The 17,347-nt window shown below is 68.9% G+C and carries 12 protein-coding genes and 1 riboswitch; of the genes, 11 read left to right on the top strand and 1 reads right to left on the bottom strand.

All coding sequences use genetic code 11. The annotated features are described in order from the left end of the window. Nucleotides 1–4: 4 nt before the first annotated feature. From MMF96_RS07405 to ndk, 5 genes are all read left to right on the top strand, one after another. A complete protein-coding gene (locus tag MMF96_RS07405) occupies nt 5–760 on the top strand; it encodes an SDR family oxidoreductase (RefSeq protein ID WP_176616410.1) in 756 nt (251 codons plus the stop codon). 275 nt (nt 761–1,035) lie between these two features. Then, nucleotides 1,036–4,323: an isoleucine--tRNA ligase gene (gene ileS / locus MMF96_RS07400; protein ID WP_256883164.1), complete on the top strand. Its 3,288-nt coding sequence runs from the start codon at nt 1,036–1,038 to the stop codon at nt 4,321–4,323. Beyond that, on the top strand, nt 4,320–5,702 hold the full coding sequence (locus MMF96_RS07395) for a folylpolyglutamate synthase/dihydrofolate synthase family protein (protein WP_256883081.1): 1,383 nt from the start codon (nt 4,320–4,322) through the stop codon (nt 5,700–5,702). The genes ileS and MMF96_RS07395 overlap by 4 nt, the downstream gene beginning before the upstream one ends. Nucleotides 5,703–5,705: 3 nt before the next feature. Then, entirely contained in the window at nt 5,706–6,134 is a 429-nt protein-coding gene (locus tag MMF96_RS07390) for a DUF4233 domain-containing protein (RefSeq protein WP_256883080.1), read from the top strand. 78 nt (nt 6,135–6,212) lie between these two features. Next, entirely contained in the window at nt 6,213–6,629 is a 417-nt protein-coding gene (gene ndk / locus MMF96_RS07385; protein ID WP_176616413.1) for a nucleoside-diphosphate kinase, read from the top strand. A 95-nt stretch (nt 6,630–6,724) separates the two neighbouring features. On the opposite strand, the gene MMF96_RS07380 is transcribed toward ndk, so the two are convergent. Next, on the bottom strand, nt 6,725–7,348 hold the full coding sequence (locus MMF96_RS07380) for a vitamin K epoxide reductase family protein (RefSeq protein WP_176616414.1): 624 nt from the start codon (nt 7,346–7,348) through the stop codon (nt 6,725–6,727). Between the two features lie 395 nt (nt 7,349–7,743). Between MMF96_RS07380 and MMF96_RS07375 the strand changes: the two genes are divergently transcribed. From MMF96_RS07375 to proB, 6 genes are all read left to right on the top strand, one after another. Next, complete coding sequence (locus tag MMF96_RS07375; RefSeq protein ID WP_256883079.1) at nt 7,744–11,511, top strand: Rne/Rng family ribonuclease; 3,768 nt, start codon at nt 7,744–7,746, stop codon at nt 11,509–11,511. A gap of 114 nt (nt 11,512–11,625) precedes the next feature. Then, nucleotides 11,626–11,724, top strand: a riboswitch (TPP riboswitch). Further along, entirely contained in the window at nt 11,715–13,280 is a 1,566-nt protein-coding gene (locus MMF96_RS07370; protein ID WP_256883078.1) for a bifunctional hydroxymethylpyrimidine kinase/phosphomethylpyrimidine kinase, read from the top strand. (Overlaps the previous riboswitch by 10 nt.) Nucleotides 13,281–13,647: 367 nt before the next feature. Then, complete coding sequence (gene rplU / locus MMF96_RS07365; protein WP_176616427.1) at nt 13,648–13,956, top strand: 50S ribosomal protein L21; 309 nt, start codon at nt 13,648–13,650, stop codon at nt 13,954–13,956. Nucleotides 13,957–14,020: 64 nt separating this feature from the next. Further along, on the top strand, nt 14,021–14,278 hold the full coding sequence (gene rpmA, locus MMF96_RS07360; protein WP_256883077.1) for a 50S ribosomal protein L27: 258 nt from the start codon (nt 14,021–14,023) through the stop codon (nt 14,276–14,278). Between the two features lie 221 nt (nt 14,279–14,499). Beyond that, nucleotides 14,500–16,107 (top strand): GTPase ObgE, encoded by a 1,608-nt coding sequence (gene obgE, locus MMF96_RS07355; protein ID WP_256883076.1) that lies wholly within the window; start codon nt 14,500–14,502, stop codon nt 16,105–16,107. Further along, a complete protein-coding gene (proB, locus tag MMF96_RS07350; protein ID WP_256883075.1) occupies nt 16,097–17,248 on the top strand; it encodes a glutamate 5-kinase in 1,152 nt (383 codons plus the stop codon). Before obgE ends, proB begins: the two co-directional genes overlap by 11 nt. Nucleotides 17,249–17,347 lie beyond the last annotated feature (99 nt).

Raw genomic sequence — 17,347 nt, 5'->3', positions numbered from 1 at the left:
TGGCATGAGAGAAAACGCACCCATCAAACATGCAGTGGTCACCGGCGCCAGCACCGGCATCGGCGAGGCCACCGTCCGCGCCCTGCGTGCCGCCGGCTGGCAGGTGGTGGCCGTGGCCCGCCGCGCCGACCGGCTCGAGAAGCTCGCCGCGGAAACCGGCGCCCTGGCCTATGCCGCCGACGTCTCCAAGGACGACGACGTCGCCGCCCTGGTTGCGTTCGTCGACGAAAACGGCGGGCTGGACACGCTCATCAACGTTGCCGGCGGCGCCCGCGGAGCGGACAGCATAGGAGCGGCGCAGAACGAGGACTGGGAATGGATGTTCCAAGCCAACGTCATGGGCACCATGAAGATGGTCCGGGCGTTCCTGCCGGCCCTGCGCGAACACCGTGCCGGAACCGTGCTGAACCTGACCTCCACCGCCGGGCTCGCCGCCTACGAGGGCGGCGCCGGCTACAACGCGGCCAAGTTTGCCCAGCACGCCCTCACGAACGCGCTGCGGCTGGAAGAAGTGGAACACAACCTGCGGGTGATCGAGGTGGCGCCGGGCCTGGTCCACACCGAGGAGTTCGCGCTCAACCGCCTCGGCGACCAGGCCGCGGCGGACAAGGTGTACCAGGGCGTGTCCAAGCCCCTCACGGCGGACGACGTGGCGGAGGTGGTGGCGTACGCCGTCGGGCTTCCGCACCACATCAACCTGGACCAGATCGTCATCCGCCCCGTGGCCCAGGCCGCCAACCACAAGCTCGTCCGGCAGTAGCAGCCCTGTTGGGCGAGGCGGCCCCTCCGGCCGCCGCGCACCACGGGACGGGAAAATGTCCCGTATCATGGACAACAAAGCTTCGACCCGGCCATCACCGGTGAGCTTCCGGAAGAACGCCCCGAACAGTGGCCGGTAGAACCGGACGGGTAAGCCCGTCACAGCAGTCAACAAGCGGCCGCACCCGGTGAAAACCTGGCGCGGCAAGCGAGGTGGTACCGCGGCGCAAGCCGTCCTTGCATCCTGAAATGAACGCCCACGACCAGGATGATGTGATGACCCACTTCCCGAAGGCAACAGCCGCCGCCGGCCTCCACGCCGACTCCAACCACGTCCCCGCCTCCGTGCGTTTCCCGGAAGTGGAGGAACTGGTGCTCAAGTACTGGGCCGAGGACGGCACCTTCCAGGCCAGCATTGACCAGCGGGAAGCCGGGCAGGACGGGTCAAACGAGTTCGTCTTCTATGACGGGCCGCCCTTTGCCAACGGCCTGCCCCACTACGGGCACCTGCTCACGGGCTACGTCAAGGACCTCGTGGCCCGCTACCAGACCCAGCGCGGCCGCCGCGTGGAGCGCCGCTTCGGCTGGGACACCCACGGGCTGCCCGCGGAGCTGGAAGCCATGAAGCAGCTGGGCATGACGGACAAGAAGCAGATCGAGGCCATGGGCATCGACAAGTTCAACGACGCCTGCCGCGAATCCGTCATGAAGTATGCCGGCGAATGGCAGGCGTACGTCACCCGCCAGGCCCGCTGGGTGGACTTTGACAACGACTACAAGACGCTGAACGTCGACTACATGGAATCCGTGCTCTGGGCGTTCAAGCAGCTCCACGAAAAGGGCCTGACCTACAACGGCTACCGCGTGCTGCCCTACTGCTGGAAGGACGAGACGCCGCTCTCCAACCACGAGCTGCGCATGGACGACGACGTCTACAAGGACCGCCAGGACCAGACCGTCACCGTCACCTTCCCGATCCTGCCCGGCAACTCGGCGATCTCCCGGGAGCTGGCCGGCGTTGCCGCGATCGCCTGGACCACGACGCCCTGGACCCTGCCCACCAACCAGGCCCTCGCCGTCGGGCCCGCGGTGACCTATGCCGTCGTGCCCGCCGGGCCGAACGCCGCCAGCGCCACCGCCGGGCGTTTCCTGCTGGCCGCCGACCTGGTGGGTTCCTACGCCAAGGACCTGGGGTACGACGACGCCGCTGCCGCGACGGCCGCCGTCACCGCCAGCTACGCGGGCGCCGACCTTGAGGGGCTGAAGTACGAGCCCCTGTGGGACTACTTTGCCGACGATGAAAAGTACGGCACGGCCAAGTCCTGGCAGTTCCTGGTGGCGGACTACGTCACCACCACCGACGGCACCGGCATAGTCCACCAGGCACCCGCCTACGGCGAGGAGGACCAGAAGGTCTGTGAGGCGAACGGCATCCCCGTGGTGCTCTCCGTGGACGAGGGCGCCAAGTTCCTGCCCCTGTTCGAGGGCGGGCCGCTGCACGACATCGCCGGCGTGCAGGTCTTTGATGCGAACAAGACCATCACCCGCGTGGTCCGCGACGCCGGGCGGCTGCTGCGCCAGGCCAGTTACGTGCACAGCTACCCGCACTGCTGGCGCTGCCGAACACCCCTGATCTACCGCGCCATCTCCTCCTGGTACGTGGAGGTGACGAAGTTCAAGGACCGCATGACCGAACTGAACCAGGAGATCAACTGGATCCCCGGCAACGTCAAGGACGGCCAGTTCGGCAAGTGGCTGGCCAACGCCCGCGACTGGTCCATCAGCCGCAACCGTTACTGGGGCAGCCCCATCCCGGTGTGGCAGTCCGACGACCCCGAGTACCCGCGCACCGACGTGTACGGCTCGCTGGCCGGCATGCAGGCCGACTTCGGCCGCCTGCCGCTGAACAAGGCGGGCGAGGTGGACCTGCACCGCCCGTTCATCGACGAGCTCACCCGGCCCAACCCTGACGACCCCCGCACCCCCGACCAGGGCCAGTCGACCATGCGCCGCGTCGAGGACGTGCTGGACGTCTGGTTCGACTCCGGCTCCATGCCCTACGGCCAGGTGCACTACCCGTTCGAGAACGAAGACTGGTTCAACACGCACAACCCGGCGGACTTCATCGTCGAGTACATCGGGCAGACGCGCGGCTGGTTCTACATGCTGCACGTCCTCTCCACCGCACTCTTTGACCGGCCCGCATTCCGCAACGTCATCAGCCACGGCATCGTGCTCGGCTCGGACGGACAGAAGATGTCCAAGTCGCTGCGCAACTACCCGGACGTCTCCGAGGTGCTGGACCGCGACGGCTCCGACGCGATGCGCTGGTTCCTGATGGCCAGCCCCATCCTGCGCGGCGGCAACTTGATCGTGACGGAGCAGGGCATCCGCGACGGCGTCCGCCAGGTCATCCTGCCGCTGTGGAACGTCTATAGCTTCTTCACCCTGTACGCCAACACGGCCAACGGCGGCAAGGGCCACGACGCGCAGCTGCGCTTTGACGGCTACCCCGACCCCATGGACCAGTACCTGTTGGCCAACACCGGCGACCTGGTGCGCAGCATGGGCGCCAAACTCGACGCCTACGACGTCTCCGGCGCCTGCGACGAGCTGCGCAGCTACCTTGACATGCTCACCAACTGGTACGTACGCCGCAGCCGGAACCGCTTCTTCGACGAGAACACGGACGCATTCGACGCGCTGTACACCGCCCTGGAAACCGTGTGCCGCACCGCCGCCCCGCTGCTGCCGCTGGTGACCGAGGAGATCTGGCGCGGCCTCACGGGTGGACGCTCGGTGCACCTGACCGACTGGCCCAACGCCGACCTCTTCCTGCCCAACCCGGCCCTGGTGGAGCAGATGGACCGCGTCCAGCAGATCTGCTCCACCGGTTCCAGCCTGCGCAAGGCCGCCAAGCTGCGCGTGCGCCTGCCCCTGGCCGGCCTCACCGTGGTGGCCCCCAATGCGGCGGCCCTCGACGGCGGCGCCGGCACGGTGGCCGACGAACTGAACATCCGCGAGGTGCGCTTCGTGGACTCGGCCGACGCGTCCCCGGAAGAGTTTGGCATCTCCCAAAAGCTGGTGGTCAACGCCCGCGCTGCCGGCCCCCGCCTCGGCAAGGACGTCCAAAAGGCCATCAAGGGCGCCAAGTCCGGCGACTGGTCGGTCACGGACGGCACCGTCACCGCCGGCGGGCTGGTCCTGGAACCGTCCGAATACACGCTGGAGACAGTGGTCTCCGAGGCGCACGACGGCGGCTCCACCGCGGTTGCCATGCTGCCCGGCGGCGGATTCGTGGTGCTGGACACCGCCCTCACCCCCGAGCTGGAGGCCGAGGGCACCGCCCGGGACATGGTCCGCGCCATCCAGCAGGCCCGCAAGGACGCCGAACTGAACGTCAGCGACCGCATCCGCACCATCGTCCAGGCCCCGCAGGACGTCGTGGACGCCCTCCACGCCAATGCCGGCCTGGTGAAAAAGGAAACGCTCACCCTCGAACTGGAACTGGTTCCCGGCGACGTTGACACCACCATCACTGTTGAACGGACTGTTGCCCCATGAGCCACGAACACGACGAATTCTCCGTGGAGAGCGTTTACGCCGAGCTGCTGGGCCGCGCCCCGGAAAACAAGATGGAGCCGCGCCTGGCCCCGCTGTTCCGGGCCATGGACATCCTGGGGGAGCCGAACAAGGCGTTCCCGATCATCCACATCACCGGCACCAACGGCAAAACGTCCACGGCCCGCATGATCGAGTCGGGGCTGCTGGCCCACGGACTGCGCACCGGCCGGTACACCAGCCCGCACCTGACCCGGGTCACCGAGCGCATCAGCATCGACGGCGCCCCGGTTGCCGACGCCACGTTCGTGCGGATCTGGGACGAAATCCGCCCGTACCTGCAGATGGTCGACGGCGAGCTGGAGTCCGCCGGCGAGCAGCGCCTGACGTACTTTGAGTGCCTGACCATCCTGGCCTACGCCGTTTTTGCGGACGAGCCCGTGGACGTGGCCGTGCTGGAAGTGGGCCTGGGCGGCATCACCGACGCCACCAACGTCGGCGACGGCCAGGTTGCCGTCATCACCCCCATCTCCCTGGACCACATGGAACTGCTGGGGGACACCACCGGCGAAATTGCCGTGGAAAAGGCCGGAATCATCAAGGAAGGCGCCTTCGTCATCAGCGCCGTCCAGCCCGTCGATGCGGCGCAGGTGATCCTGGACAAAGCCCGGGAAATGCACGCCACCTTCAAGTTTGAAGGCGTGGAGTTCGGCGTGGAGTCCCGCACCATCGCTGTGGGCGGGCAAATGGTCACCCTGCAAGGGCTGGCCGGCCGCTACCCGGACATCCTGCTGCCGCTGCACGGCGCGCACCAAGCCGGGAACGCCGCCGTCGCACTCGCCGCCCTGGAGGCGTTCCTCGGCGGGGGAGGGAAGGAACTGAACCTGGACCTGGTCCAGGAGGGCTTCGCCAACGCCACCTCGCCCGGCCGCCTGGAGGTGCTGCGCACCTCGCCCACCATCGTCGTGGACGCCGCGCACAACCCCGCCGGCATCGCCGTCAGCGCCGCAGCCCTGCAGGAGGCCTTCGCCTTCAGCAAGCTGGTGGTGGTGCTGGGCGTGCTGGCTGAAAAGGACGCCGAGGAGATCCTGCGGACCCTGAAGGAGTCCTACGGGGACGAGGCCGGGGAACTGTGCCTCACCCAGTCCAGTTCGCCCCGCGCCATCCCCGCCGCCGAACTGGCCGAAATGGCCGTGGACCTGGGCTGGAACGAGGAGGACGTGCACATTGCCGAGAATCTCGACGACGCCATCGAGTGGGCCGTGGAACGCGCCGAATCCAACAACGACCTGGCCGGCGGCGTGCTGGTCACCGGTTCCATCACCGTGGTGGGCGAGGCCCGCATCCTGCTGGGCCGCCCCGGCGAAAAGGAAGGTGCCTAAGGCATGGCAAGACTGACCAAGGCGCAGCGTGAATGGCGCCCCGGGATGCCCAAAAAGCTGCGCTCCACCAAGGCCATGTTTGCCTCCACCGTCCTCGTGCTGGAGGCGTTCGTGGCACTGTTCCTGGGCCTGGGCCTGTTCGGGGTGCACGGCAAGAACCCGGTCTACCTCCTGGTCGCGGGCGTGCTGGCCGTGCTGATGGTGGCCACCTGCGCGGTCATCGGCAGGAAGTGGGGGCCGGCCGTCGGCTGGATCCTGCAGCTGCTGCTGATTGCCGGCGGTTTCTGGGAGACGTCCATGTTCGTGGTGGGCGTCCTGTTCGCCATCGCCTGGTGGTACGCCCTGCACATGGGCGGGCGCATCGACCGGGAGAACCGGGCACGGGCCCGCCAGCAGGCCGAATGGGAAGCCGCCCACCCCGAGGAAGGCTAGCCCTTTTTCGTTTGGGCAGCTGCGGGATGGCCCGTAGACTTGCCTGTGAAACCCCTCATTACCGAAAGTGGAACAACTGTGAGCATTGAGCGCACCCTCGTCCTGGTCAAGCCCGACGGCGTGGCCCGCAACCTCTCCGGTGCCGTCCTGGCCCGGATCGAAGCCAAGGGCTACACGCTGGCCGAACTGAAGAAGGTCACCGCCACCCGCGAACAGCTCGAGCAGCACTACGCAGAGCACGCCGGCAAGCCGTTCTACGAGCCCCTGGTCGAATTCATGCTGTCCGGCCCCGTCGTGGCCGCCATCTTTGAAGGCGAGCGGGTCATCGAAGGCTTCCGCGCCCTCGCCGGCACCACCGACCCGACCACGGCCGCACCCGGCACCATCCGCGGCGACTTCGGCCGCGACTGGGGCCTGAAGGTCCAGCAGAACCTGGTCCACGGCTCGGACTCGGTGGAGTCCGCCGAACGTGAGATCGGCATCTGGTTCGCCTAAAAGGCCGGCCACACACGAAAGGGCACCTCCCGGCGGGAGGTGCCCTTTCGTCGTCGTACGCGCCTTTCCGGCAGGAAGGTTTTCGCCGGGGCGGTTCAGGCGTTCGACGGGATGATCACGTGCATGAACTTGAAGAAGATCGCCGCGATGATGCCCAGGTAGGCCAGGGCGGTGATGACCCAGGCCCAGTCGGCGGCAAACCTGGCTACGGCGGGAGCTGCGGGGATCACGCCATGCCTGAGGTTGCGGACGGTGACCCACACGAACACCGGGATCACCATGGCCCACACCACCATGCAGTAAGGGCACAGAAGGGCCAGCACATACACGGCCTGCGTGAAGAACCAGCAGACCAGCACCAGCCCGAGTGCGACGCCCACATTGAAGCAGATCCAATACCAGCGCGCGAGCCTGGCGCCGGCGAGCAGCACCATGCCCGTGGTGATGACCACCGCGAAGGCCACGATCCCGATGAACGGGTTGGGGAAGCCGAAGATGGCCGCCTGGGGCGTCTTCATGACGTCGCCGCAGGAGATCCAGGAGTTCACGTCGCAGTTCAGGACCGCGTGGGGATTGGCGTACAGCTTGAGGCGGTCCAGCACGAGGGCGGCGGAGGCCAGCCAGGCGACGGCCCCGGCAATGACCAGGAACCAGCCAAAGGGCCGGGCCCCCACGAGGGCGGCATCGGCTGGGCGCGCGGAAACACTGGGGCTCGGCATCTTGGCCTTTTCTCCTCGGGGCAGCATTGTTGTCCTGATTGTAGCGTGGCAAACTTGGCGCGCCGTGCCTGCCAAGGCCCTGCCGGCGGCTGCGTATGAGACAATAAGGGTGGCTGATCGGCGATCCACATGCGCCCTTTGGTCCAATGGCAGGCCCTCGGGATTGCCGGTGACGACGCTCCATTCCATGGCAGCCATCCACCGGGCAGCCCCACGCAGAGCAACTGCGGCAGCGGCACGCCATTGGCTTCCTGCGAGCTTGCGCACCCGTATAAAGGTGGTGCCGCCCGCGAAGCAATTAGACGACTTCCGCCGGCGCCCGCGGGTGCCGGCACATCAGCCGTTCGCGGCACCCGATGTGGGGGTGTGGCAGCGGCGCGAAAGTAACGCCACAAATGGATAATGAACAGCCCGCAACAGAATCAAGCACAGCAGCTGCAGGCAGTGCTGCAGCCGGCAACGCCGCAGTGGGCGGTCCCGCCGACGGTGCGGCACCGGCCAAGGCGCGCCGCCCGCGCCGCGCCACGGCAACGGTGACCGACACCTCGGCCGTTTCCCGGGGTGCCGCCGCTTCCCGAAGTGCCGCCCGTGCCGGTGCCAGCCGTGCCGGTGCCGCCCGTGCCGGTGCCGACGCCGGAACTGCGGCCGACGTGCCTGCCTCCGAGGGCGGAACTGCCGCCCCGGCCAAGAAGGCGCCGGTGCGCCGCAGCCGGGCCAAGAAGGCGGTGGCCGAAACGCCGGACCTGCTCGACGGCCTGGCCACCGCCGACCAGGCTCCCACCGCCCCAACCTCCACCGCACCGGCTGCTGACGCCGGCACTGCCGGTGCCGGGGCTGCCGCCCCCGAGGCTGCTGCCGGGGCGCCTGCCGAAGCGAGGAAGGCCCCCGCCAAGCGGGCCACCCGCCGCCGGGCCACCTCACCGGTCACCGCCCCGGCTGCCACGGCCGTCCAGGGCGAACTGTCCCTGGGCCAGGCAGGCGACGGCGTGGCGGCTGCTGCTGCCCCCGCCGAAACGCCGGCAGCGGTGGAAGCACCTGCCAAGAAGGCCCCCGCGCGCCGCAGCCGCGCCAAGGCGTCCGCCCCCGCCGCAGAAGCGCCCGCCCCCGCCGCAGAAGCGCCCGCCGAAACGACCGCTGCCGTTGTTGAGGCCGCCGAAGCGCCCGCCGCCGAAGCAGCCACGACGGAAGAGGCGCCAGCCAGGGCCACCCGCAGCCGCCGCAAGCCGGCTGCCGCGAAATCCACCGTGAAGCCCGTGCAGGAACCCGCCGCGGGCGACACCGCAGATGCCGACACCGGGGAACCGACGGCAGCCGCCGACGCCACCCAGGCGGGCGCAGGCACGTCCGCTGAAGCAAGCGGCACCGCAGCCGACGCTGCCGGGACCGCCGCGGACGCCGGGCAGGCCACGGCTCCCGCGTCCTCCGCCACTGATGCCGCCCCGGCCGTGGATTCCCTGTTCATGGCCCCGGGAGCCGGAATTTCCGGCCTGTTCCTGGCCCCCGACCTCAGCCTGGCCGTCCCCGCGCCCACCACCGCGGCTGTCGGGGAAGACCACGACGCCGAGGACGAAGACTCCGCCGACCACCGCCGCGGCCGCGGGCGCAACCGCAACCGCCGCAACAAGTCCTCCGACCACGGCGGACCCGCCGACGTCGAACAGGACAACGACGCGGACGGCGGCACCGGCCATGCCGCAGAGGCCGCCGAGGACTCCGACGGCGTCACGTCCCGCCGCCGGCGGCGCCGCCGCCGCGGGGACGCGGACCTGGAACTGACCGGCGGCACCGACGAGGACCCGCCCAACACCGTCACCAAGGTGCGGGCACCGCGCCCCGCCGTCGAATCCTCCCAGAGTGCCTCCAACCGGGTGACGAGCCTGCGCGGTTCAACGCGCCTGGAAGCGAAGAAGCAGCGCCGCCGCGACTCCCGCGACTCAGGCCGCCGCCGCACCGTGATCACGGAAGCGGAGTTTCTGGCGCGCCGCGAATCCGTGGACCGTGTCATGGTGGTTCGCCAAAACGATGACCGGATCCAGATCGGCGTCCTGGAGGACGGTATCCTCGCCGAGCACTTCGTGTCCAAGACGCAGCAGGATTCACTCATCGGCAACGTTTACCTGGGCAGGGTCCAGAATGTGCTCCCGAGCATGGAAGCCGCCTTCGTGGACATCGGCCGCGGCCGCAATGCCGTCCTGTACGCGGGCGAGGTGGACTGGGATGCCGCCAAGCTCAACGGCCAGCCGCGCCGCATCGAGAACGCGCTGAAGTCCGGGGACTCCGTCCTGGTCCAGGTTTCCAAGGACCCGGTCGGTCACAAGGGTGCGCGCCTGACCAGCCAGGTCTCCCTCCCGGGCCGCTACCTGGTGTACGTGCCGGGCGGGTCCATGACCGGCATTTCCCGCAAGCTGCCCGACGTCGAACGCAACCGGCTCAAGCGCGTCCTGAAGGACCACCTGCCCGAAAATGCGGGCGTCATTGTGCGCACCGCGGCAGAGGGTGCCAGCGAGGAAGAGCTCACCAACGACATCAACCGGCTGCGCGCCCAGTGGGAGGGCATCAGCACCCGTGCCGCATCGTCCAAGACGCTCGCCCCCGAAATGCTCTACGCCGAGCCGGACCTCACCATCAAGGTGGTCCGCGACGTCTTCAACGAGGACTTCACGAAGCTGATCGTCTCCGGTGAGGAAGCCTGGGACACCATTGAGGCGTACGTGACGTACGTGGCCCCCGACCTGCTGGACCGCCTGGAAAAATGGACCAAGTCCGAGGACATCTTCGGTGCCCACCGCATCGACGAGCAAATCTCCAAGGCCCTTGAGCGCAAGGTGTTCCTGCCCTCCGGCGGCTCGCTGGTCATTGACCGCACCGAGGCCATGACCGTGGTGGACGTCAACACCGGAAAGTTCACCGGCTCCGGCGGCAACCTCGAGGAAACCGTCACCAAGAACAACCTTGAGGCGGCCGAGGAAGTGGTGCGCCAGCTGCGCCTGCGTGACATCGGCGGCATCATCGTCATCGACTTCATCGACATGGTGCTCGAATCCAACCGGGACCTGGTGCTCCGCCGCCTGGTCGAGTGCCTGGGACGCGACCGGACCAAGCACCAGGTGGCCGAGGTCACCAGCCTGGGACTGGTGCAGATGACGCGCAAGCGCATGGGCACCGGGCTGCTGGAAGTGTTCGGGGAGCTGTGCGAGGCCTGCGCCGGACGGGGCATGGTCACCCACGAGATCCCCGTGGAGCACCGCCGCGTCCACACGGTGGCTGCCGAGCAGCACCACCCGCAGCCGGGCCGGAGCGAGCACCGCGACGTCGAACGCACTGCCAACCGCTCCACGCGCAGCGAACGCAAGCGCAACCGCAACCGTTCCCAGCAGCACGAGGGTGACGGGCAGGAGGCGCACGAGCACCTTGAGGCCGCCGTCGTGGACCCGGCAGCCGAGGCCGAGCGGCAGCAAAAGGCCACCCAGGCACGTGCCGCGCTGGCCAGCATTGCCGCTGCGGCGGCCGCCGCGCACCACGAGCCCGCGCAGGACGGCCAGGCCGGGAACGGCAACGGCGCGCCCGCCCGCACCGAGCCGGGCCGTGCGGACGACGACGTCGCCGACGTCGAGGTGGAAACGCTGCCCACCAGCCTGGCGGAGACCGCGACGGTGACGCTCGGCGGTGAGGCCGTGGCGCTGCCCCGCGGCCACCACCCCGCCGGCGACGACCACCGTGCCGAGCAGGCGGCGGCGCTGGCCGGCCTGGCCCAGGCACTGGACCAGCTCGCCGGCCCGAAGGCCACGGATGGCGTTGCACCGGCGCCCGCCGCCGCTCCCACCGCCGCAGGGCCGGGCACCGGCACCGTCCGGGCCGCCGGCGACGCCGCGTCCGAGGGCCGGGACGGATCCCCGGAACGCTCGCGCTCCCGCCGCCCGCGCCGCAACCGCAGCGCCCGCAGCGCACAGGGCGGTGCGGACATGAGCGTTGAGACCTCGGCCGTCCCGGCCGGGCAGGGCGGCACGCCTCACACAAGCGGCCCGGCCCAGCCGGCCGCGCACACCGGGTCGGAGCGGACGGGTTCGGCGCAGGCTGAGACGGCGCAGGCCGGACCGGCGGCAGCGAAGGAAGCGGCCCCGATCATCATGCTCGGCGTCGGCGTGCCCGCTTCCGAGCTGTAGCGTCCCCGCCCAACTGGGTGTCAATAGTTACGGTTTTGTCAACCTTTTCCGGTTGCGATGCGGCAACTACTGGCACCCAGTTTTCGCTTAAGCGGAAGCAGGGGCGCTAATGTGGTGAGCGACACGGGGTGCCAGGCCACGAGGGCCGGCTGAGAACAAACCCGTTGAACCTGACCGGCCAGCACCGGCGAAGGGATGTCCGCTTGACCCACAACACCACGCCCCGGACCACCACGAACCCGCAGCCCGCCCCGAACCAGCCGGCCCCCGGTCCCGCACCGCGGCCGCCGCACGTGCTCAGCATCGCCGGCTCCGACCCCTCGGGCGGCGCCGGCATCCAGGCGGACATCAAGTCCATCTCGGCCCACGGCGGCTACGCCATGGCTGCCATTACGGCCCTGACGGCCCAGAACACGCAGGGTGTCCAGGGCGTCCACGTCCCGGCTGCGGATTTTCTCCGGCAGCAGCTGGACAGCCTCTCCGCGGACATCACCATTGACGCGGTCAAGATCGGCATGCTGGCCAACGCCGAGGTGATGGACACGGTGGGGGAGTGGCTGGCGGAAACCCGGCCGCCCGTCGTCGTGCTTGACCCGGTGATGGTGGCGACCAGCGGGGATGCGCTGGTGGACGGGGACGCGCGCAAGTCCCTGCTCCGGCTGTTGCATCAGGCCCACCTGGCCACGCCCAACCTGGCCGAACTGGCAGTCCTGTGCGGGGAGCCCGAGGCTGCCAGCTGGGACGCGGCGCTGCAGCAGGGCAAGGCCCTGGCCGCGGTCCACGGGACAGCCGTGCTGGTCAAGGGCGGGCACCTGGAAGGTGACCAGTGCCCCGATGCGCTGGTGGGACCGGACGGCTCGGTGGAAATCTTTGCCGGCCCGCGCGTGGACACCGACAACACGCATGGCACCGGCTGCTCGCTGTCCGCGGCGCTGGCCACCCTGCAGGTGCAGACCGGCAGCTGGGCCGAAAGCATGCGCCGCGCCAAGGACTGGCTGACCGGCTGCCTGCAGGCGTCCGGGGTCCTCGACATCGGGCACGGGCACGGACCGCTCAACCACTTCCACGAACTGTGGGCCCTGCAGGCTCCGGCCGCCGGCGAATTCACCCGGTCGCTGTGGGCGCAGATCGCACCGGAGCGCGAGGCCATCTTTGCGTTGGACTTCATCCGCGAGCTGGCCTCGGGCGGGCTCGACGAGCGGCACTTTGCCTATTACCTGGCCCAGGACGCGCAGTACCTCAACGCCTACTCGCGCGTGCTGTCCCGCGCCAGCGCCCTCGCCCCCACTGAGGACGAGCAGCGTTTTTGGGCCGCCGGCGCGCAGAACTGCCTGGTCGTGGAACTGGCGCTGCACCGGGAATGGCTCAGCCGCCACCCCGTGGAGGTGGCCCGGGGCCCCGTAACCAAGCACTATGTGGACCACCTGTCGGCGGTGGCGTTCTCGGGCAGCTACGCCGAGCTGGCCGCCGCCGTGCTGCCCTGCTACTGGCTGTATGCGGAAGTGGGCCGCGTGCTCCACGCCGGCTACCTGCGGGACCGCACGCTGGCGGACGACGCCGGCACGGGCGCAGGTGCCCACCCCTACGGTGAGTGGCTGGAGACCTACGCGGATGAGGCCTTCGCGGAGGCCACGGCGCGGGCCGTCGCCATCGTCGACGCGGCCGCCGTGCGCGGATCTGCCCTGGAGCGGGAGCGCATGCGCGAGGCCTTCGTGCATTCGGCACGGTACGAGGTTGACTTTTTTGATGCACCCCGCCGCCATGCCTGAACGGGCCCGCCGCCAGGCGCGCGGCAGGGCCCCCGCCGAGGTGGGCGTGATGAACGCCACGGGGCCGCCGCGGATTAAAGCGGCGCGCCACGCCCGCCAAGAGGCCGTTCCACGCCGCCCGTCCGCTAAGGTGGTGGTGCACGGTTCCGTTGAACGGACGGGGCGGACGGGCAGCAGCCCGGCTGCCTGCGCGCCGGTATGCGGAACCAGTCTCATTTGCGGCCGGGCCAGGAATTAGCGTATTCTTGTTCTTCGGTGCTTACGCCAACACTTAGGGCAACCACTCCATGGTCGAACTCCATTGAGGTCCACGGCGTTGAGGCACATTAATTCTTTGTAATAAACGTCGAGAGAAGTGAGTTCCCCAGTGGTGTACGCGATTGTCCGCGCAGGCGGCCGTCAAGAAAAGGTTTCCGTCGGAGACTACGTGACCATGAACCGCGTCCCCGGTGGAGTCGGCAGCACACTTGAGCTGCCCGCTTTGCTTCTGGTTGATGGTGAGAAGCTCACCACCGCCGCAAAGGACCTGGCAAATGTGAAGGTTACGGCTGAGAAGCTGGAGGATCTTCGCGGACCGAAGATCGTCATCCAGAAGTACAAGAACAAGACCGGCTACAAGAAGCGCCAGGGCCACCGTCAGGAACTGTCCAAGGTCAAGATCACCTCGATCGCGTAATTACCCTACGCAAGCGAAACAGATCCTCTTCAGCAGTCTTTTAGTCAAAAGGTAGGCATTTCAAATGGCACATAAAAAGGGCGCGAGCTCCACTCGCAACGGTCGTGATTCCAACGCTCAGTTCCTCGGCGTGAAGCGCTTCGGCGGCCAGGTCGTCAAGGCCGGCGAGATCATCGTCCGCCAGCGCGGCACCCACTTCCACCCCGGCGCGGGCGTGGGCATCGGCAAGGACGACACCCTGTTCGCCCTGGACGCCGGCGCAGTCGAGTTCGGCCAGCGCCGCGGCCGCCGCGTCGTGAACATCGTCGCAGCCACGGTCTAACACCAAGGCATTTACCAGTGGAGCGGGCCGGCCGGCCCCCTCCACTGTGTTTTTAACAGGCGGCGTTTTTAACAGGCAGAGTTTTTAACAGGCAGCGTGTGACACGCTGCCTGGCGCGTGTGGCAGCCAGCGCCCAACGCGGCCTGCCGGCGTCGGCGCCGCCAAAGAGGCGCAGACTAGAATGTAACTGCGCAACGGCAGTACTAATCAAGGAGATCCCATTGGCCAGCTTTGTTGACCGGGTTGTTTTGCATGTATCCGGCGGGGCAGGCGGCCATGGCTGCGTCTCTGTCAAACGCGAGAAGTTCAAGCCGCTGGGCGGGCCCGACGGCGGCAAGGGCGGGGACGGCGGGGACGTCATCCTGCGCGTGAGCGCCCAGACCACCACCCTGCTGGACTACCACCACGCCCCCCACCGCAATGCCGGCAACGGGGGCCCGGGCATGGGCGATTGGCGCGACGGCAGGATTGGCGAGACCCTCGTCCTCGACGTGCCGGACGGCACCGTGGTCAAGGACAAGGCCGGAACGGTCCTGGCCGACCTCGTGGGCGTCGGCACCGAGTACATTGCCGCGGCCGGCGGGCAGGGCGGGCTGGGCAATGCGGCCCTGTCCTCCCAGAAGCGCAAGGCCCCCGGCTTCGCCCTGCTCGGCGTGGAGGGGGACCAGCGGGACATCGTCCTGGAACTGAAGTCCATCGCCGACATCGCCCTGGTCGGCTTTCCCTCGGCCGGAAAGTCCAGCCTGATCGCCGCCATGTCCGCCGCACGGCCCAAGATTGCCGACTACCCCTTCACCACCTTGGTGCCCAACCTCGGCGTGGTCCAGTCCGGTGACGTCCGCTTCACCATCGCCGACGTCCCGGGGCTGATCGAGGGCGCCAGCGAAGGCAAGGGCCTGGGCCACAACTTCCTGCGCCACGTGGAACGCTGCGCCGCCCTGGTCCATGTCCTGGACTGTGCCGCGCTGGAACCGGACCGCGACCCCATCTCCGACCTGGCCGTCATCGAGGCGGAACTTGACCGCTACGCCGTGGACATGGGCTTTGCCGGCCCCGACGGCGAGGTGGTGCCACTGAACGCCAGGCCGCGCCTGGTGGCGTTGAACAAGGTGGACGCCCCGGACGGGCGCGACATGGCCGAGTTCGTCAAGGGCGACCTGGAAGCCCGCGGATACCGCGTGTTCGAGGTGTCCGCGGCCAGCCACGAGGGCCTGCGCCAGCTCGGCTTTGCCATGGCCGAGATTGTCCAGGAAGCCCGCGACGCCGTGGCCGCCGCCCCCGTCAAGGCCACCCCCGTTGTGCTGCGGCCGCGCGCCGTGAACGCCACCCCGTTCACGATCCGCCGTGAAGAAAAGAACCTGGAGCCGCTGTTCCGGGTCATCGGCGAAAAGCCCGAACGCTGGGTCCGCCAGACCGACTTCCAAAATGAGGAGGCCATCGGCTACCTCGCCGACCGCCTGGCCAAGGCAGGGGTGGAAACAGGCCTGTTCAAGGCCGGTGCCACGCCCGGTGACACCGTGGTCATCGGCGAGGACGACGGCATGATCTTTGACTGGGAACCGACCATGATGGGAGGTGCCGAGCACCTGGCCGCGCCCCGCGGCACCGACCTGCGCCTGCTGGACCTGGGCGACCGGCCCACCCGCGCCCAAAAGCGTGAAGAGCAGCAGGAACGCCGCGACGCCAAGGCCGCCGCCCGTGCCGAGCTCGAAGCCGAGCGCAAGGCCGGCATCTGGACCGAATCGACTAACCGCAAGCACGCCAGGGACGCCGTCATCCAATCCGACCTTGACGCCAACGGCGGTGCATCGGACGACGATGAGCTCTAGCGGGCTGGCCGCACGGGCCGACGCCGGCACCCGCCGGGCGATCGCCTCCGCGGCAAGGATTGTGGTCAAGGTGGGTTCCTCGTCGCTCACGTCCGTGGCCGGCGGCATCTCCGAGGTGGCGCTGAAAAACCTGGTCGACGTGCTGGCGCGCCGTCGCCTGGAGGGCACCGAGGTCATCCTGGTCTCCTCCGGCGCCATCGCCGCCGGGCTGCTGCCGCTGGGCCTCTCGCGGCGCCCCAAGGACCTGGCCACGCAGCAGGCGGCGGCCAGCGTGGGCCAGGGCCTGCTCATGGCCCACTACAACCGGGCCTTCATCAGCCACGGCGTCACGGTCTCCCAGGTGCTGCTGACCTCCGAGGACCTCACCCGGCGCAGCCAGTACGTCAACGCCCACCGTGCCTTGGAACGCCTGCTCCACCTTGGGGTGGTGCCCGTGGTGAACGAAAACGACACCGTGGCGACCCACGAAATCCGTTTCGGCGACAACGACCGCCTGGCCGCGCTGGTGGCCCACCTGGTCAAGGCCGACGCCCTCGTGCTGCTCTCCGACGTCGACTCCCTGTACGACGGCCCGCCCGCCGACGGCGCCCGGCGCATCAGCCACGTGGATTCGCCCGAAGACCTCGAAGGCATTGTCATCGGCAGCGCCGGCAAGGCAGGCGTGGGCACCGGCGGCATGGCCACCAAGGTCCAGGCCGCCCTGATCGCTGCAGAGACCGGCATCCCGGCCCTCGTCACGTCCACCGAAAACGCCGCCGCCGCCCTGGCCGGGGACGACGTCGGCACCTGGTTCAGCATCAACGGCAGCAAGCGCCCCGTCCGGCTGCTGTGGCTGGCCCACCTCGCCGACATCCGCGGGCGTCTGGTGCTTGACGACGGCGCCGTCCGGGCCGTGTGCGAACGGCACAAATCGCTCCTGCCCGCCGGCATCACCGCCGTCAGCGGCGACTTTGAGGCCGGCGACGCCGTGGAGCTCGCCGACTCGGCGGGCACCGTGGTGGCCCACGGCCTAGTCAACTACCAGAGCGCGGACCTGCCACAGATGCTGGGCCGCTCCACGAAGTCGCTGGCCAGGGAACTGGGCCGGGAGTACGAACGCGAGGTGGTCCACGTGGACGACCTCGTCCAGGTCCACGCCTGAGCACCCCGCCGGATGGCCCGCTGCTTGCCTTCCCCATGGGGGCCGGCCGGCCGCCTGTGGAGCGGGCCGCGTAACGTATGCCGCCGTGCCCTAGACTGG

It is taken from the genome of Arthrobacter sp. STN4 (assembly GCF_024539665.1).
In the GTDB taxonomy this organism is placed as follows: Bacteria; Actinomycetota; Actinomycetes; order Actinomycetales; family Micrococcaceae; genus Specibacter.
The sequence above is the reverse complement of the archived record's forward strand: the minus strand, read 5'-3'. Positions and strand labels throughout refer to the sequence as shown.